At 55.1% G+C, this 16,609-nt stretch carries 16 protein-coding genes, 2 tRNA genes and 1 other annotated feature; of the genes, 7 read left to right on the plus strand and 11 right to left on the minus strand.

The genetic code is table 11. The features are described from left to right. The first annotated feature begins 3 nt into the window (after positions 1 to 3). On the plus strand, positions 4 to 927 hold the full coding sequence (locus ACOTY5_RS09400) for an acyltransferase (protein WP_026080612.1): 924 nt from the start codon (positions 4 to 6) through the stop codon (positions 925 to 927). Here the strand turns inward: ACOTY5_RS09400 and pagP are convergent. Next, positions 924 to 1,499 (minus strand): lipid IV(A) palmitoyltransferase PagP, encoded by a 576-nt coding sequence (gene pagP / locus ACOTY5_RS09405; RefSeq protein WP_003859516.1) that lies wholly within the window; start codon positions 1,497 to 1,499, stop codon positions 924 to 926. The genes ACOTY5_RS09400 and pagP overlap by 4 nt on opposite strands. A gap of 256 nt (positions 1,500 to 1,755) precedes the next feature. On the opposite strand from pagP, the gene shiA reads away from it, so the two are divergent. Both shiA and ACOTY5_RS09415 read left to right on the plus strand, forming a co-directional pair. Next, on the plus strand, positions 1,756 to 3,072 hold the full coding sequence (gene shiA / locus ACOTY5_RS09410) for a shikimate transporter (RefSeq protein ID WP_032104790.1): 1,317 nt from the start codon (positions 1,756 to 1,758) through the stop codon (positions 3,070 to 3,072). Between the two features lie 76 nt (positions 3,073 to 3,148). Continuing rightward, on the plus strand, positions 3,149 to 4,603 hold the full coding sequence (locus tag ACOTY5_RS09415; protein ID WP_015572404.1) for an AMP nucleosidase: 1,455 nt from the start codon (positions 3,149 to 3,151) through the stop codon (positions 4,601 to 4,603). Positions 4,604 to 4,723: 120 nt separating this feature from the next. Here ACOTY5_RS09415 and ACOTY5_RS09420 read toward each other — a convergent pair. Both ACOTY5_RS09420 and emmdR read right to left on the minus strand, forming a co-directional pair. Beyond that, positions 4,724 to 4,799: transfer RNA gene (locus tag ACOTY5_RS09420), tRNA-Asn, on the minus strand. A gap of 103 nt (positions 4,800 to 4,902) precedes the next feature. After that, the gene (gene emmdR, locus ACOTY5_RS09425) at positions 4,903 to 6,321 is read right to left on the minus strand and encodes a multidrug efflux MATE transporter EmmdR (RefSeq protein ID WP_023294986.1); all 1,419 of its coding nucleotides are present in this window, start codon (positions 6,319 to 6,321) and stop codon (positions 4,903 to 4,905) included. Positions 6,322 to 6,547: 226 nt separating this feature from the next. Here emmdR and ACOTY5_RS09430 point away from each other — a divergent pair. Further along, positions 6,548 to 6,623 (plus strand) — tRNA-Asn (locus ACOTY5_RS09430). A gap of 146 nt (positions 6,624 to 6,769) precedes the next feature. Here the strand turns inward: ACOTY5_RS09430 and ACOTY5_RS09435 are convergent. The 4 genes from ACOTY5_RS09435 to dacD all read right to left on the minus strand — a co-directional run bounded on the left by ACOTY5_RS09435 (position 6,770) and on the right by dacD (position 10,167). Further along, the gene (locus ACOTY5_RS09435) at positions 6,770 to 7,105 is read right to left on the minus strand and encodes a DUF496 family protein (RefSeq protein ID WP_000450410.1); all 336 of its coding nucleotides are present in this window, start codon (positions 7,103 to 7,105) and stop codon (positions 6,770 to 6,772) included. A 147-nt stretch (positions 7,106 to 7,252) separates the two neighbouring features. Next, the gene (locus tag ACOTY5_RS09440; RefSeq protein ID WP_017693112.1) at positions 7,253 to 8,311 is read right to left on the minus strand and encodes an FUSC family protein; all 1,059 of its coding nucleotides are present in this window, start codon (positions 8,309 to 8,311) and stop codon (positions 7,253 to 7,255) included. 91 nt (positions 8,312 to 8,402) lie between these two features. Continuing rightward, positions 8,403 to 8,876 (minus strand): DNA gyrase inhibitor SbmC, encoded by a 474-nt coding sequence (sbmC, locus tag ACOTY5_RS09445; RefSeq protein ID WP_032671710.1) that lies wholly within the window; start codon positions 8,874 to 8,876, stop codon positions 8,403 to 8,405. 118 nt (positions 8,877 to 8,994) lie between these two features. After that, positions 8,995 to 10,167: a serine-type D-Ala-D-Ala carboxypeptidase DacD gene (gene dacD / locus ACOTY5_RS09450; RefSeq protein ID WP_148103489.1), complete on the minus strand. Its 1,173-nt coding sequence runs from the start codon at positions 10,165 to 10,167 to the stop codon at positions 8,995 to 8,997. Positions 10,168 to 10,358: 191 nt separating this feature from the next. Between dacD and sbcB the strand changes: the two genes are divergently transcribed. Further along, complete coding sequence (gene sbcB, locus ACOTY5_RS09455) at positions 10,359 to 11,795, plus strand: exodeoxyribonuclease I (RefSeq protein WP_371286251.1); 1,437 nt, start codon at positions 10,359 to 10,361, stop codon at positions 11,793 to 11,795. 121 nt (positions 11,796 to 11,916) lie between these two features. Here sbcB and ACOTY5_RS09460 read toward each other — a convergent pair whose 3' ends face one another. From ACOTY5_RS09460 to ACOTY5_RS09475, 4 genes are all read right to left on the minus strand, one after another. Then, the gene (locus ACOTY5_RS09460) at positions 11,917 to 13,275 is read right to left on the minus strand and encodes an APC family permease (RefSeq protein ID WP_006811203.1); all 1,359 of its coding nucleotides are present in this window, start codon (positions 13,273 to 13,275) and stop codon (positions 11,917 to 11,919) included. Next, positions 13,265 to 13,327 (minus strand): membrane protein YoeI, encoded by a 63-nt coding sequence (gene yoeI, locus ACOTY5_RS09465; protein WP_099458931.1) that lies wholly within the window; start codon positions 13,325 to 13,327, stop codon positions 13,265 to 13,267. Before yoeI ends, ACOTY5_RS09460 begins: the two co-directional genes overlap by 11 nt. 219 nt (positions 13,328 to 13,546) lie before the next feature. Continuing rightward, a complete protein-coding gene (locus tag ACOTY5_RS09470; protein WP_015572401.1) occupies positions 13,547 to 14,476 on the minus strand; it encodes a LysR substrate-binding domain-containing protein in 930 nt (309 codons plus the stop codon). A gap of 41 nt (positions 14,477 to 14,517) precedes the next feature. Beyond that, positions 14,518 to 15,342 carry an SDR family oxidoreductase gene (locus ACOTY5_RS09475; RefSeq protein ID WP_017383300.1) on the minus strand — a complete coding sequence of 275 codons (825 nt, stop codon included), beginning with the start codon at positions 15,340 to 15,342 and terminating at the stop codon, positions 14,518 to 14,520. A 172-nt stretch (positions 15,343 to 15,514) separates the two neighbouring features. Between ACOTY5_RS09475 and hisL the strand changes: the two genes are divergently transcribed. Continuing rightward, the gene (gene hisL / locus ACOTY5_RS09480) at positions 15,515 to 15,565 is read left to right on the plus strand and encodes a his operon leader peptide (protein ID WP_099516347.1); all 51 of its coding nucleotides are present in this window, start codon (positions 15,515 to 15,517) and stop codon (positions 15,563 to 15,565) included. Beyond that, positions 15,541 to 15,664, plus strand: a sequence feature (His leader region). (Overlaps the previous gene by 25 nt.) A gap of 45 nt (positions 15,665 to 15,709) precedes the next feature. After that, positions 15,710 to 16,609 (plus strand): ATP phosphoribosyltransferase, encoded by a 900-nt coding sequence (gene hisG / locus ACOTY5_RS09485; RefSeq protein WP_000886595.1) that lies wholly within the window; start codon positions 15,710 to 15,712, stop codon positions 16,607 to 16,609.

Consider the following 16,609-nt stretch of genomic DNA (forward strand, 5'->3'; position numbering starts at 1 on the left):
TGTATGACGGCGGTTACCTTTTTCACCATCTACAACACCTGGGATCATTACGATTATGACTATCACTGGATCCTCGGTTTTTTAACCTTCATTTCGACCATCGCCACGCCGTTATTTTTTGTGGTTGCAGGGTATCTGGACGGGCAATCCCGACACGGCACGCGCTGGCAGCTGGATAAGATCAAAAGCCTGGTGATCGTCTTTCTGTTCTGGGTAACGATTTACTACCTGTGGGAGCCCTATCAGCGTGGATATCTGATCCAGCCCTGGTTCGTGTTCGCGTTTATCGTGATTTACACGTTTCACCCGGTGGTGGAGTGGCTCAGCCAGCGACGAACGCTCTTTTGCGGGGTGATTGCCGCCCTGCTGCTTTTCTCATACGGGTACGATTTGCTGTCAGCCCTCTATCCTGATGCCCACGTCCTTTCATTGTCGCCGCAGTATCGCCTGTGGACGTGGCTGCTGTTTTATCTGACGGGGCAGCTCTTTTGCGATCCGCAGATCGCGGCGTGGATCGGCCGCAAAAATGTGGTCAGGGCAGCGGTCATCGCCATACCGTTTATTTATCTCTTCACGTGGTTTTACGAACGGCACTTCTTTTTTGCGCTATTTAAAGCAGACAGAAACGCCTTTATTCTCACCGGATCGCAAATCTACATTCTGATTATTGCCCTGGTGATTGCGGCCAACGGCGTGCGTTTTCGCCGCAATGCGGAGTTTAAAGAGTCCGTGCTGGCCGCCATTAGCAAAACCATGACCGGGGTCTATATTATGCACTACTCGGTGTTTCACCTGCTGACCGCGCTCATTCCGGTGACGTCCCTGAGCACCAAACTTGCTCTGATTGTGCTTACGTTTGTTACGTCGGTCCTGTTTTCGCTGCTGATCCTGTCCAACGCAGTGGCCAAAAAAGTGATCACCCTCTAAAAGCCCAGGCGCAGCCAGGCAAACAGCACGTTGCCGTTGTTGTAGGTCCCGGGAATATAGGTGAACTGGACGGTGACGCGCTTATATCCGGCAGAGAAAAGCGGGAAGATAAACGGCAGCGGGACATAGTTGGCAAAGTCGTCGCGTGCCGTGATCCCCGCAGCGGCCCCCAGCCCCAGACGGAAATCTTTTGCGTTATCCAGATACCAGCCTTTCTCCCAGCCGTAGCCCATCGCAGGCTGCCATTCGTTATGTGAATCTTTGAACATCATGGCAAAGAGCGCGCTCCAGTTGCCCTCGTCGTTGTAGCGGGACACGCCCAGCCCCCCGCCCCACGGCATTTCGTTGTAGTTGTCGGTTTTCTCTTTGTCATACATGAATCGAGCATGCCAGCTCAGAAACGGAAGGTAGAGATCGTAACGATCCGGCTGTTCCCAGGTTTGCGCAATATCGTCCGTTACTGCATCCCACCAGCGGTGAATACGCTGTTCGCCATAGACTTTCGGCTCCGCATGCAGCGGAGATACGACTAAAAACAGGACTACCCACAGTGCAGGAAAGAGGCGTTGCATCGTTATACCCTCAGCTTACGTCACGCAGCGATCGTTATTACTGTAAACCATTCAGCCCTAACCGGAGCCAAACAGGCTGATTTATGTTGTCGCCCGATAAGATGAAATTTATTTATTCTGCGCTTTCAGGAAAGATAAAAACGTTTTCTCAGGCCGCCTGTCACGGTAGTCTCATACATTCCGTCAATATGACGGCCGTGATGTGAGTGACCTTTTCTTATACCAATAATTAAAAATCAGTACAGACAGGACAACTATGGACTCCACCCTTATCTCCGCTCGCCGCAACGAGGAGACACCTTCGCTTAACCGCGCCCGCCGCGCCGCTTTAGGTAGCTTCGCAGGCGCCGTCGTCGACTGGTATGACTTTCTGCTCTACGGTATTACCGCTGCGCTGGTCTTTAACCGTGAATTCTTTCCCCAGATCAGCCCCGCCATGGGCACGCTTGCTGCATTTGCCACCTTCGGCGTCGGTTTTCTGTTTCGTCCTCTGGGCGGGATAATTTTCGGCCACTTCGGTGACCGCCTTGGCCGGAAACGTATGCTGATGCTCACCGTCTGGATGATGGGCATTGCCACCGCGCTGATCGGTATTTTGCCCTCCTTTGCCTCGATTGGCTGGTGGGCCCCGGTGTTGCTGGTGACGCTGCGCGCCATTCAGGGCTTTGCCGTCGGCGGCGAATGGGGCGGCGCGGCATTGCTGTCCGTGGAAAGCGCGCCGAAGAATAAGAAAGCGTTTTACAGCAGCGGCGTGCAGGTGGGTTATGGCGTGGGTCTGCTGCTCTCCACGGGCCTGGTGTCGCTAATAAGCCAGCTCACGACAGACGAGCAGTTCCTGAGCTGGGGCTGGCGTATTCCGTTTATCTTCAGCATTGTGCTGGTCGTGGTGGCCCTGTGGATCCGTAACGGCATGGAAGAGTCGGCTGAGTTTGAGCGGCAGCAGCGCGAAAAACCGGTCGCGAAAAAACGGCTGCCGGTGATGGAAGCGCTGGTGCAGCACCCTGGCGCTTTTCTGAAAATCATTGCCCTGCGCCTGTGCGAACTGCTAACGATGTATATCGTCACCGCCTTTGCCCTGAACTACTCCACGCAAAACCTCGGCCTGCCGCGGGAATTGTTCCTGAATATTGGCCTGGTGGTGGGCGGGATCAGCTGCCTGACCATCCCCTGCTTCGCCTGGCTGGCGGATCGCTTTGGCCGTCGACGGGTGTATATCACCGGGGCGCTCATCGGCACACTCAGCGCCTGGCCGTTCTTTATGGCGCTGGAGGCACAGTCGGTCTTCTGGATTGTCTTCTTCGCGATCATGCTTGCGAACATCGCTCACGATATGGTGGTCTGCGTGCAGCAGCCAATGTTCACCGAGCTGTTTGGCGCAAGCTACCGTTACAGCGGCGCGGGCGTGGGATATCAGGTGGCGAGCGTGGTCGGCGGCGGGTTTACGCCGTTTATCGCCGCCGCGCTGGTGACGTTCTCAGGCGGTAACTGGCATAGCGTGGCGATTTATCTGCTGGCGGGTTGCCTGCTTTCTGCCGCCACCGCCCTGTTGATGAAGGAAACCACGCACAGCTGATCTCCTCACTTTTGTTTCACAGGCGTGTGACATACTATCGGGTAAAGCCGCACACCTGTGGAACAAGGAGACAGACATGAATAATAAGGGCTCCAGCCTGACCCCGGCTCAGGCGCTGGAAAAACTCGACGCGCTGTATGAACAGTCCGTCAATGCACTGCGCAGCGCCATCAGTGACTATATCGAAACAGGGAAGCTTCCCGATGAAAAGGCCAGAACCCAGGGCCTTTTTGTTTATCCATCGCTCTCTGTCACCTGGGACGGCAGCGCCAGCAGCAATCCGAAAACCCGCGCCTATGCGCGTTTCACCCACTCCGGCTGTTACAGCACGACCATCACGCGACCTGCGCTGTTCCGCCCCTACCTGGAAGAGCAGCTTACTTTGCTGTATCAGGATTACGGCGCGCATATCAGCGTTGAACCGTCCCTGCACGAGATCCCTTACCCGTACGTGATAGACGGTTCAGCGCTGACGCTGGATCGCTCCATGAGCGCGGGGCTGACCCGCCACTTCCCGACCACTGAGCTGTCGCAGATTGGCGATGAGACGGCGGACGGGATCTATCACCCGGCAGAGTTTTCACCGCTGTCGCACTTTGATGCCCGCCGTGTCGATTTCTCGCTGGCACGCCTGCGTCACTACACCGGCACCCCAGCCGAACATTTCCAGCCGTTCGTGCTGTTTACCAACTACACCCGCTACGTAGACGAATTTGTCCGCTGGGGCTGTAGCCAGATCCTCGATCCGGACAGCCCTTACATCGCCCTCTCCTGCGCGGGCGGGATCTGGATCACCGCCGAAACCGAAGCACCGGAAGAGGCCATCTCCGACCTGGCGTGGAAAAAGCACCAGATGCCAGCCTGGCACCTGATCACCGCCGACGGTCAGGGCATTACGCTGATTAACATCGGCGTTGGCCCGTCGAATGCGAAAACCATCTGCGACCATCTGGCGGTACTGCGCCCGGACGTCTGGCTGATGATCGGCCACTGCGGCGGCCTGCGTGAAAGTCAGCTGATTGGCGATTACGTCCTCGCCCACGCTTATTTGCGTGACGACCATGTCCTTGACGCGGTTCTGCCGCCGGATATTCCTATCCCGAGTATCGCGGAAGTGCAGCGCGCCCTGTACGACGCCACCAAAGAGGTGAGCGGCATGCCGGGTGAAGAGGTGAAGCAGCGCCTGCGTACCGGTACGGTCGTCACCACCGACGATCGTAACTGGGAGCTGCGCTATTCCGCCTCCGCCCTGCGTTTCAATCTCAGCCGTGCGGTCGCAATCGATATGGAAAGCGCCACCATTGCCGCGCAGGGCTATCGCTTCCGCGTCCCTTACGGCACGCTGCTGTGCGTGTCCGATAAACCGCTGCACGGCGAGATCAAACTGCCGGGCCAGGCGAACCGTTTTTACGAAGGGGCGATCTCAGAGCATCTTCAGATTGGTATTCGCGCCATCGATTTACTGCGTGCAGAGGGCGACAAACTGCATTCCCGCAAGCTGCGCACCTTCAATGAGCCACCGTTCCGCTGATAACAAGGACCCACTCACCCGGCCTGGGATTCCGTAGGTCGGGTAAGCGGAGCGCCACCCGACAAACTGACCGAACGCAGAAAAGCAAAAAGCCTGCTTTAAAAGCAGGCTTTTCAAATTTGGCTCCTCTGACTGGACTCGAACCAGTGACATACGGATTAACAGTCCGCCGTTCTACCGACTGAACTACAGAGGAATCGTGTGAACGGGGCGCATATTATCGATGCGCCCTGAGGATGTCAAAGGGTGAATGCAGATTTTCAATCGTTTGCCGATTTATTCTCCACTTCGCACATTTGTCAGGCACTTGCCGTTTCCGAAACCTCCTGCTCCGGTTTTTTTCGCGGATATTTCCACAGCCAGCGCCCGCTCACCATGCGCCAGTAGAACAGCGCCCCGCGCACGGCCCAGTCAAGGAACATCCCCAGCCAGACGCCGACAACGCCCATACCCAACATTACCCCCAGCGTGTAGCCCGCCACAACGCGACAGCCCCACATGCCGAGCATGGAGACCCACATCGCAAACCGGGCATCGCGCGCCCCTTTCAGCCCGGCAGGAAGTACCCAGGACGCGGCCCAAATTGGCATAAACGCCGCGTTGAGCCAAATGAGCACCTTCACGACCTCTTTCACGTCATTTTCATGCGTATAGAACGAGGCCATCAGCCCGGCAAAAGGCGCAGTTCCCCACGCAATCGCCGTCAGTCCAATAGTTGAAAGCCAGAAGACGTGCCGAAGTTGCCGTTCCGCCTGCCCTATCTGCCCCTTTCCGAGGCGTCTGCCGGTGATGATCGTCGACGCCGACCCCAGCGCGTTTCCCGGCAGGTTAATGAGCGAGGCGATGGAGAAGGCAATAAAGTTGCCGGCGATGACGTCTGTTCCCATCCCGGCAACAAACATCTGCGTCAGCAGTTTCCCACCGTTAAACAACACGGATTCGATGCTGGCCGGAATCCCGATCCCCATCACTTCCCAGATAATGGCGAAGTTAAGCGGACGGAAATAGCTTTTCAGCGTCAGGCGCAGCGATGGCGTAATTCCCGCCATCAGTACGCCAATTATCGCCGCCGCACCAATATAGCGGGAAATGGTTAGCCCCAAACCCGCGCCGACAAAGCCCAGCCCCTCCCAGGAAAAGACGCCGTAAATCAAAACGCTGCTGATAATGATATTCAGGATGTTCATGCCGCCGTTGATCAGCAGCGGAATTTTGGTATTTCCTGCTCCACGAAGCGCACCGCTACCAATCAGCGCGATGGCAGCCGCCGGATAACTCAGCACCGTCATTTCCAGGTAGGTGAGAGCCAGATCCTTCACCTCGCTGGTCGCTTCTCCCGCGACAATGTCGATAATTTCTTTGCCGTAATAATGGATAACCGCCGCAAGGATGATCGAAAAGAGGGTCATGATCATTAGCGACTGTCTGGCCGCTTCGCGGGCACGCTTCGGATCAAGCTTGCCCAGGCTAAACGCCACCACCACCGTCGTACCGAGATCGATAGCGGCAAAGAAGGACATCACAACCATGTTGAAACTGTCCGCCAGCCCTACCCCGGCCATGGCTTCTTTACCGAGCCAGCTCACCAGAAAGGTGCTCAGCACCCCCATTAGCAGGACGCAGGTATTCTCCAGGAAAATAGGCACGGCAAGGGGGGTGATTTCACGCCAGAACAGAACTCGATAACTCTTACGTTTTGCATACCAGGGCGTGCGCATAATCGCCTGGCGCAGGGGTGCGGTGACGTTCAAAATGGACCTTAGCGAGAAAGTTGAAACTCCATTTCAAATGATGGGGCAGAAATGCGTATCCTGCAAAGTATTTTCCATAAAATTATGTTTGGATTTACAACAAAATGACGACAGAATCATCAAACAAACGCTTTTGCCTGAGATCAGGTTTGACAAAAGTTTTTTCGCCGCTAAGATAAGCCTCCACAACGATTCCTCTGTAGTTCAGTCGGTAGAACGGCGGACTGTTAATCCGTATGTCACTGGTTCGAGTCCAGTCAGAGGAGCCAAATTTAAAAAGCCTGCTTTTAGAGCAGGCTTTTTGCTTTTCTGCGTTCGTGAAATTGTCGGGTGGCGGCTTCACCTTACCCGACCTACGTGATAACAGTCCTGTAGGCCCGGTAAGCGCAGCGCCACCGGGCAACAGAGTGTGCGATTACTCGCCTTTAGCGTCGACGTTTTTGATTTCGCCCATCACTTTCAGCTTCTTGGAGATGTCGCGACGCTCTTTGGACAGCTCAGCGTTTTTGATGATGTAGTCATCAACGCGATCTTCATAATCGCTCTTCATGCTGGCGATGATGCCCTGAATAGCTTCAACGCTCATGCCAGGCTTGATGTAGTCGCTCAGGTTGTCCAGCAGCAGGACACGTTTCTGGTTGTCACGGATCTTCTTCTCTACGTCCTGGATTTCGCGCTGTAGCTTGTTTTTGCGGCGGAACAGGCGGACGAACTCCAGAACATCCTGGAACGAAGGCTTGGTAGTTTCCATTTTTACACCCCTGATAATGTGAGATTCGGATTCGTTAAAGCAACCGTTTTAACAGACAGCGGCTGCGAATGACAATGAGTATATCGTTTAAAACCATCATAACCCTAATTGTTGCTGAATCGAAGCAGCAGGCATCACATACGCTTTTTATTTGCGCAGTGCCCGGCAAATCAGCTGCGATAACAACTCCAGCTGTCGCGCCAGCTCCATACTCAGCCAGACATAACCATGGATGGGCGTTTCCGCCACATTGTCGCCCTGGCGCTCATTCATCAGCTGTTTAAGCTCGGCGACGATTTCGTTCAGCCGCTCGCTGTTCGCCCGTATCGGCTGTGGGTTACCTTCGTAGAGCGCATGGGCGATGGTCAGCAGGGTTTGTTGCGTCATCTGCTGCGTCTCTTTCAGCGTATGCGCGTTGAGCATCAGAAGATGGCTGGGGCGTGAGGCCCAGTGGGCATTGATTTGCAGTTCAAGCATACAGACCAGATTACGGCTGACCGTCTGAATAGCTTCAAAAATGGCTTTCTGGATATGGGTTTCTTTGCTTGCCGGGGTAATCAACCCGCGCATTTTGACCACATCATTGAGGATTTTTTGCAGGTGCTTTTCCAGACGCGGGCGCTCAATCAGATTCGGCGAAAACCCGGCCTGGTAGACCCGGTTAAATGCCGTGACGTAGTTTGCCATCTGAATGCGCCAGTGCAGGAAGGCGCGCTGCGGCCAGATGCCGGTAAACAGCATGGCGAGCAACGAGCCGAGGATCACGTCCCCGCTTCGCCACAATGCGGTGGTCATATCGCCCGCCGGTGCGCCGACCACAACTGCGAGCGTAATGCCAATCAGCAGCGCCTGATACGGTTTCTTGCCGAGGGCCAGCCATCCACAAAGAAACATCGCCACCGCGCACCACAGCAACATGACCGGAAACGAAATCAGCTCCAGCTTCAGGGCGATAAGCCCAAGCGCTGAGCCTAAAACGGTGCCGCCTATGCGTTCGAAAGCGCGCGGGACCACGTTCCCCCAGAATGAGATCGGCCCCATCACCACCACCAGCGTGATCAGCGGCCACGTCCCTTCCGGGATATCCAGCAGACGAACCAGTACGAAGGTCAACACAAACGCCAGCGCAATGCGGCAACCGTGCACCACGCGATAATGTTTGTATAACCGAATTTCAAAAGGGGTTAATGACTTGTCGGGGCGCACACCCGTCTCCAGCTCTACGGCAAACCACAATTGTACTGTGTTTTCAGCCGGGTGGATCGCGCCCGGCTGAAAAACCCTGCATTACGCAGGATTATCCCACTTTGTGCTCTACCGGTACAAACATCTCAATATCCCAGTAGCCGTCAGCATTGCCATCGTTCAGATAGCGTTCGAAGCAGGGTTTTGCCGCGATCTGGAATTTGTTGTCTTCCAGCAGGGAGTTGAAGAATTGATACCACGGAGTGGCGAAATCATGATTTTCGACGCGCGCGGCGGCAATAGCATACTCTCCGGCAGCAATTTCGGTCATCATCACCCCTTCGCTGTTTTCAGGAATAGTGAAATCGTCCGCTACCGTTACGGCGGTAACGCAGCGGAGCTTTTCTGCCGGCACGTCATCCGGATTGTCATAATAAACGGCCACCCACTCCTGCGGCTGAATATGACGCCCGTCTACCCACATGACCAGCTGTTCAAATCCCTGCTTGACCGTCTTTTCCCACGGCCCCACGAGATGAAAGCCAGCGATCGTACGTTTCTGTTGCTGCCTGATGCTGTAGTCCATGCTGCCTCCGTTTATTACTGTATATATATACACTGTAAAGCAGAATCGAGATTATCGGCAAACCAGGAGTGTTTATTATGTGAGCAGACTCGCAACACTGCCAGTCTGCCCAAAAAGGTCAGAGTTTATGATGCAGATAATCGCCGAGGCGGGAGAAAAGGCCGCCCTTTTCAACGCTTTCCAGCGTAACCAATGGCCAGTGCGCGACCACCTTGTCACGATCGTACAGCTGGATCTCCCCTACCCGCTGATGCGCGGCGATCGGCGCTTCCAGCTCTTTTTTATCCATCACGTATTTCGCCTTGATGTTCGGCACTTCCGATTTGGGTAATGCCAGCCAGAAGTCCTGATCCGTGCCCAGCGCGACCTGCTCTTTATCGCCGTACCAGATGCGCTCGCTTCCCACTTTTTTACCGTTATGCAGGATCTGCACCGTATCAAAATTTTGCTGTCCCCAGTGCAGCAGCTTGCGCGCCTGATCTTCACGTCCTTTCGGGCTGTCTGCCCCCATCACCACCGCAATCAGTCGACGCTGACCGTCCACCGCAGAGGCAATCAGGTTAAAGCCCGCGCCCGAGGTGTGACCCGTTTTCAGGCCATCCACGTTCATGGTCTTATCCCACAGCAGGCCGTTGCGGTTCTGCTGGGTGATGCCGTTCCAGGTCAGGCTCTTTTCGCTGTACATGTGGTAGAACTCAGGTTCGCCGTGAATGATGGCCCGGGAAAGCACGGCGAGATCGTAAGCGGAGCTGTGCTGACCCGGTGCATCCAGCCCGTGTACAGTTTCGAAGTGGGTATCGCGCAGGTTCAGCTTTTCAACGTAGTCATTCATCATCCTGACGAACTGCGGCTGACCGCCCGCCACGTGATCCGCCAGCGCCACGCAGGCGTCATTGCCGGAATCAACAATCAGGCCGCGGCTGAGATCGCGCACGGAAACCCGATCGCCCTCCTTCAGAAACATCAGCGACGAACCGTCAAAGACCGGATTGCCTTTTGCCCAGGCGTCACGTCCGACCGTCACAATGTCATCGGGGCTGATGCGGTGGCTATCAATGGCACGATCGACAACGTACCCCGTCATCAGTTTGGTCAGGCTCGCCGGATTACGCTGCTGATGTTCGTTGCCCGCCGTTAAGATTTGACCCGTGGTGTAATCCATCAATACCCAGGAGCCAGCCTGGATGGCAGGCGGCTGAGGTGAAAAATCCAGCGGCTCGGCAGCCAGCGCGGATGAAATACTCGAAGCGAGTAAAGAAACAGCAATAAACAGACGGCGTTTCAACGGTATATCCTCAGGTCAGTAAAAATCGATGACCTTTTTACGGGAGTTCTGATGTCGTTACCTGCCTTAATTGCAAAAAAATGTGACAGCACGCAGATTTTTTCGGAACAAATCTCGCAAATTTCTTGCCTGACGGTGCTTTTTATTCGGACTGCTCACCCCAATCGTTTACCATAGAGACGTCAATTTTTAACAGGATGAGATTACTGGTGTCTGACTCTGCCGCGCGCCCGACTTTTTTGTTCCACGATTACGAAACCTTTGGCACCCATCCGGCGCTGGACCGACCGGCGCAGTTTGCGGCTATCCGTACCGATGACGAATTTAACGTCATCGGCGAACCCGAGGTGTTTTACTGTAAGCCCGCCGATGACTATCTGCCGCAGCCGGGCGCGGTAATGGTGACGGGCATCACGCCTCAGGAAGCGCGGGATAAAGGCGTTAGCGAAGCAGAATTTGCCCGTCGCATCCACGACCTGTTCACGGTGCCCAATACCTGCGTGGTGGGTTACAACAATATCCGTTTTGACGATGAAGTGACGCGCAATATCTTCTACCGCAACTTCTACGATCCGTATGCCTGGAGCTGGCAGAACCGTAATTCACGCTGGGATTTGCTGGATATCATGCGCGCCTGCTATGCGCTGCGCCCGGAGGGGATTAACTGGCCGGAGAACGACGACGGCTTGCCGAGCTTCAGGCTCGAGCACCTGACGCGGGCCAACGGCATTGAGCACAGCAACGCCCACGACGCGATGGCAGACGTTTACGCGACCATCGCTATGGCGAAACTTGTAAAAACCGCGCAGCCGCGCCTGTTTGAGTATCTGTTGGGCCATCGCAGCAAGCAAAAGCTGATGACGCTAATTGACGTGCCGCAGATGAAACCGCTGGTGCATATTTCAGGGATGTTCGGTGCGTGGCGCGGGAATACAAGCTGGGTGGCGCCGCTTGCCTGGCATCCGGACAACCGTAACGCCGTCATCATGGTGGATCTCGCCGGAGATATCTCCCCGCTGCTTGAGCTCGACAGCGACACCTTACGTGAACGGCTCTATACCCCGAAAGAGGCGCTGGGTGACCTGCCAGCCGTACCGGTAAAACTGGTGCACATTAATAAGTGCCCGGTGCTGGCGCAGGCCAACACGCTGCGCCCGGAAGACGCCGACCGGCTGGGGATTAACCGTCAGCACTGCCTCGACAACCTGAAAGTGCTGCGCGACAACCCGCAGGTGCGCGAGAAAGTTGTCGCCATTTTTGCCGAAGCAGAGCCGTTCGTGCCGTCTGAGAATGTGGATGCGCAGCTTTATAACGGCTTCTTCAGCGATGCCGATCGCGCGGCGATGAACATCGTGCTGCAAACCGACCCGCGTAACCTGCCCGCGCTGGATATCACCTTCGCAGATAAGCGCATTGAGAAGTTGATGTTTAATTATCGCGCGCGCAACTATCCCGGCACGCTGGATGAAGCAGAGCAGGAACGCTGGTTACAGCATCGGCGCAACGTGTTTACGCCGGAGTTTCTTAATAGCTACGCCCAGGAGCTGGAGATGCTTTACGGTCAGTATGAAGGGAATGCTGAAAAGCAGGCGCTGCTGAAAGCGCTGTTCCAGTATGCGCAAGAAATTGTCTGAGTAGCGGGTACAAAAAAGCCGGAGGCGATGTCTCCGGCTTTTTTTTGCCGGGTGGCGCTAACGCTTACCCGGCCTACGAAACTGTAGGTCGGGTTGAGCATAGCCGTCACCCGACACAGTCTTACGCGACGTCTTCGTACTGAGGAACCGGGTTGCGGAAGCTTCTGGTCACGCAAGCCAGGTAAATCAGACCGATTGCACCCCAGATCAGACCCAGAACCATTGAGCTCTCTTCCAGGTTGATCCACAGGGCGCCCACCGTCAGGGCACCACACACTGGCAGCACCAGATAGTTGATGTGGTCCTTCAGCGTCTTGTTGCGCTTCTCACGGATCCAGAACTGCGAAATCACGGAGAGGTTAACGAAGGTGAACGCCACCAGCGCACCAAAGTTAATCAGCGCCGTGGCCGTTACCAGGTCGAATTTAATCGCCAGCAGGGCAATAGCGCCCACCAGCAGCACGTTCCACGCCGGGGTACGCCATTTAGGATGCACGTAACCGAAGAAGCGGGTTGGGAACACACCGTCACGGCCCATCACGTACATCAGACGAGAAACGCCCGCGTGCGCAGCCATACCGGAAGCCAGTACGGTGACGCTGGAGAAGATCAGCACGCCCCACTGGAAGGTTTTACCCGCCACGTACAGCATAATTTCAGGCTGTGATGCATCCGGATCTTTAAAGCGAGAGATATCCGGGAAGTACAGCTGTAAGAAGTAAGACGCACCGATGAAGATCAGGCCGCCAATCAGCGCGGTCAGGAAAATCGCTTTCGGGATCACGCGCTCAGCGTCTTTGGTCTCTTCAGACAGAGAAGAGATACCGTCGAAGCCCAGGAACGAGAAGCACAGGATAGTCGCACCGGTGATCATCGGCACTACGTGAGCGCCTTCAGACCAGAACGGACGGGTGCTGGTCAGCGTACCTGCGCCTTCACCGTGGGAAACGCCGTAGATGATCAGCCCAACGATAACCGCAACAATCCCCATCTGAAGGATCACAATCAGGGTGTTGAAGTTAGCCACGGTCTTGATACTGCGCAGGTTAGAGATGGTCATAAAGGCCACCAGCGCCACAACGAAGATCCACGACGGCACGGAAGGCACCAGCGCTTCGAAGTAAATTTTTGCCAGCAGAATGTTGATCATCGGCATGAACAGGTAGTCCAGCAGTGATGACCAGCCCACCATAAAGCCAACCGCCGGGCTAATGGATTTCTGAGCATAGGTGTACGCAGAGCCTGCGGACGGGAAACGGCGAACCAGTTTACCGTAGCTCAGCGCTGTAAAGAGGATGGCGACCAGCGCAAAGGCGTACGCCGTTGCAACGTGACCGTCAGTAAGGCCTGATACGATACCGAATGTATCGAACAGCGTCATCGGTTGCATATAGGCAAGGCCCATCATAACAACCGGAATCAACGTAAGCGTTTTACGTAATTCCACGCGAGAGGTGTTTGGAGTTGCGTTATGCGACATAGTTATTCTCCTTTACGGTGATAACCGCCACGTAAGCGAAAAATTGCCCCATTTCTTTCTTCCTCAGCGACAACAACTGTCGGATTTTAGTAAATATCTATCCGGTACGAAGCCCGGCCTCTTGGTTTTTAGTTTCGTTTCGTACATGCAAAAAAAAATAACCGACGCCTTTTATATCGTCGATTATTCATTTGTTTGCAGCGGCGGCATTTTGCCCTATTCCAGATACAAAAGGCAATACATTGAGAAACCTGCCCATAAATTAATTTTACTAACTGATTGATTTCCCATCATCTGCCTGAGCGTAAACTGTGGCGATAGCACTATTTGCTAAAATTTCGTCTCGCCACCAGGCGCTGGCAAGCCCGGCGGTCTGTTCATTCCAGCCCACCCATACCGATTCGTTACTGCTCTGCGCTAAAACCTGTTTTTCCACCAGCGCTCCGCTGTCAATAAACCGCTGCGCTAAATAACGGGGAAGGTAACCGCACCCCAGGCCGCTTATTTGCAGCTCCAGCTTGGTTTTAAAATCAAAAACGGTGATGGCCTCCTGCTCATCCAGCAGCTGCGATGAAATGCCGCATTCGGGGCGAGAACTGTCTCCAACCACAATGGCGCGATAGTTTTTAATGACGCGTCGGGTAACAGGCTCCGGTTCATTCGCCAGCGGGTGATGAGGCGCAACGGCAAAAACCTGCTCCAGAACACCGAGCCGCGCAAAACCAAATTCGCTCAACTGGGGAGGCTCATGCAGCGCCCCAACGATGATATCCGCCCTGCCCTGCGTCAGGGCCTCCCAGGAACCGCCCAGCACGCCATTGATAAAAACCAGCCGGGTGACGCTGTGGCGCTGATAGAACGCCTCAATAAGCGGGGTAAGCAGGGAGAAAGGGAATGTATCATCAACCCCAATCACCAGCTCATTTTCCCAGCCCTGGTGAAGTTTGACGGCCTGCTTTTCCAGCTCGCGAACCGTATGCAGCACGTCACGCCCTTTTTCCAGCAGCATCTGCCCTGTACGGGTGAAACGCGCGCGATGCCCGGTGCGGTCAAGGATTTGGATATTAAGATCGCTCTCGAGCTTTTGCACGGTGTAGCTCAGAGCCGAAGGGGTTTTATAGAGCTTCGCCGAGGCGGCGGCAAAGCTCCCCTCTTTTTCCAGCGCATCCAGAATAACAAGAACATCCAGCAGCGGTTTCATCTTCGCCCCCTTGCGGTGTGCGATTGTCTCCGCCGGCGCAATTATTCCATGGGCATAACCAGCGGATCGGGATACTGATATTCAAATCCCAGTTCATGGCAAATACGATTGCCATCAATAATTTTGCCTTTGCGTTCCCCCTGCGCCTCGCTGAATACCGGCGGCGCCAGACCCAGCTGGCGCGCCATCAGCGGATAAAAGGTACTGCGCGGCGGATGCGAAGGCGCACATATATTATAGATGTGCCCCCCTTTCGGAGCCTGCAAAAGCAGTTCTATTGCGCCGATAACATCCTCAAGATGCACAAGATTAACCCCGTGCTGGCCATCCGGCGCGGATTTACCGGCAAAGAAGCGCCCCGGATGACGCCCCGGCCCCACCAGTCCGGCCAGGCGTAAGATATCCACCTGCGTGCCAGGCAGATTGTGCAGCCAGTCTTCCAGCTCTTTCAGTACCCGGCCGCTGGCGGTCACCGGACGGCGCTCGGTGTTTTCTTTCGCCGTACCGTCGATATCGCCATAGACGGAGGTGGAGCTGGTGAAAATGATACGCGGGATATGGTGCGCCAGGGCGCTGTCGACAATCTCCTGCACCGCCTGCAAGTAAAAAGACTCACCCGGGCCGCTGCGCCGCGCCGGTAAGGTAATGACCAGCGCGTCCACATTCATCAGTTCATCCAGCTCGTCGGTATCGCAGATAAGCTCGGGTTCGAGACGCAGCTCGACACCATCAATGCCGCACATGCGTGCCGCTTCAACCCCATCTCGGGTGGTCTTACTCCCTGTCACCTGCCAGCCTTTCGCGGCTAATGACATCGCCAGTGGCATTCCTAACCATCCTAACCCGACAATCGCGACCTTTTTCATTACATTCTCCGCTTAACGATGCCTGTTATAAGGCTACGCCAGCCTGGTGGAACGCACAATTCATACCATCAATATGAAATGAATTAATGATCAAAAAAAGCCCTTGCTTTATGGCGTACAACTGGTTTAGGTTAAAAGACATCAAATGCATAAGCATTCAACGAGAATTTATATGACACGCGTTCCTTTTAAAAACCACCATCATCACCATCATCCTGACTAGTCTTTCAGGCGATGTGTGCTGGAAGACGTTTGGATCTTCCAGTGGTGCATGAACGCATGAAAAAGCCCCCGGAAGATCTTCTTCCGGGGGCTTTTTTTTGGACCGCATTCAGACAGGTTAAAACAGGTTAACGAGGAACACAGAATGTTAGATAACTCACGTTTACGCATAGCTATTCAAAAATCAGGCCGTTTAAGCGACGATTCACGCGAACTGCTGGCCCGTTGCGGGATTAAAATCAACCTGCACACCCAGCGCCTGATCGCCCTGGCTGAAAATATGCCGATCGACATTCTGCGCGTACGTGATGACGATATCCCGGGCCTGGTGATGGATGGCGTCGTTGATCTCGGCATCATCGGCGAAAACGTACTGGAAGAAGAGTTATTAACCCGCCGCGCGCAGGGCGAAGATCCGCGCTACTTTACCCTGCGTCGTCTGGACTTTGGCGGCTGCCGCCTGTCGCTGGCTACGCCGGTCGATGAAGCCTGGGACGGCCCGGCCGCGCTGAACGGCAAACGTATCGCCACCTCTTACCCTCACCTGCTGAAGCGTTACCTCGATCAAAAAGGCGTGCAGTTTAAATCCTGTCTGCTGAATGGCTCTGTTGAAGTGGCGCCGCGTGCGGGCCTGGCCGATGCCATCTGTGACCTCGTGTCCACCGGCGCCACGCTCGAAGCGAACGGCCTGCGCGAAGTGGAGGTGATCTACCGCTCCAAAGCGTGCCTTATCCAGCGCGACGGCGAGATGGCCGACGCCAAACAGCAGCTCATCGACAAACTGCTGACCCGCATTCAGGGCGTGATTCAGGCGCGTGAATCCAAATACATCATGATGCATGCGCCGACCGAGCGCCTGGACGAAGTGATTGCCCTGTTGCCGGGCGCTGAGCGTCCAACCATTCTGCCGCTGGCGGGCGACCAGCAGCGCGTGGCGATGCACATGGTCAGCAGCGAAACCCTGTTCTGGGAAACTATGGAAAAACTGAAGGCGCTGGGCGCAAGCTCCATTCTGGTGCTGCCAATTGAGAAGATGATGGAGTAA

It is taken from the genome of Enterobacter cloacae complex sp. SHL018 (genome assembly GCF_049237905.1).
Classification (GTDB): Bacteria; Pseudomonadota; Gammaproteobacteria; order Enterobacterales; family Enterobacteriaceae; genus Enterobacter; species Enterobacter hormaechei_C.

What these genes read in the sequence shown, in the direction of transcription:
- ACOTY5_RS09400 (WP_026080612.1), top strand. Translation starts at nt 4, where the DNA reads ATGACGGCGGTTACCTTTTTCACCATCTACAACACCTGGGATCATTAC.
- pagP (WP_003859516.1), bottom strand. Translation starts at nt 1,499, where the DNA reads ATGCAACGCCTCTTTCCTGCACTGTGGGTAGTCCTGTTTTTAGTCGTA.
- shiA (WP_032104790.1), top strand. Translation starts at nt 1,756, where the DNA reads ATGGACTCCACCCTTATCTCCGCTCGCCGCAACGAGGAGACACCTTCG.
- ACOTY5_RS09415 (WP_015572404.1), top strand. Translation starts at nt 3,149, where the DNA reads ATGAATAATAAGGGCTCCAGCCTGACCCCGGCTCAGGCGCTGGAAAAA.
- emmdR (WP_023294986.1), bottom strand. Translation starts at nt 6,321, where the DNA reads ATGCGCACGCCCTGGTATGCAAAACGTAAGAGTTATCGAGTTCTGTTC.
- ACOTY5_RS09435 (WP_000450410.1), bottom strand. Translation starts at nt 7,105, where the DNA reads ATGGAAACTACCAAGCCTTCGTTCCAGGATGTTCTGGAGTTCGTCCGC.
- sbmC (WP_032671710.1), bottom strand. Translation starts at nt 8,876, where the DNA reads ATGGACTACAGCATCAGGCAGCAACAGAAACGTACGATCGCTGGCTTT.
- sbcB (WP_371286251.1), top strand. Translation starts at nt 10,359, where the DNA reads ATGAGATTACTGGTGTCTGACTCTGCCGCGCGCCCGACTTTTTTGTTC.
- ACOTY5_RS09460 (WP_006811203.1), bottom strand. Translation starts at nt 13,275, where the DNA reads ATGTCGCATAACGCAACTCCAAACACCTCTCGCGTGGAATTACGTAAA.
- ACOTY5_RS09470 (WP_015572401.1), bottom strand. Translation starts at nt 14,476, where the DNA reads ATGAAACCGCTGCTGGATGTTCTTGTTATTCTGGATGCGCTGGAAAAA.
- ACOTY5_RS09475 (WP_017383300.1), bottom strand. Translation starts at nt 15,342, where the DNA reads ATGAAAAAGGTCGCGATTGTCGGGTTAGGATGGTTAGGAATGCCACTG.
- hisG (WP_000886595.1), top strand. Translation starts at nt 15,710, where the DNA reads ATGTTAGATAACTCACGTTTACGCATAGCTATTCAAAAATCAGGCCGT.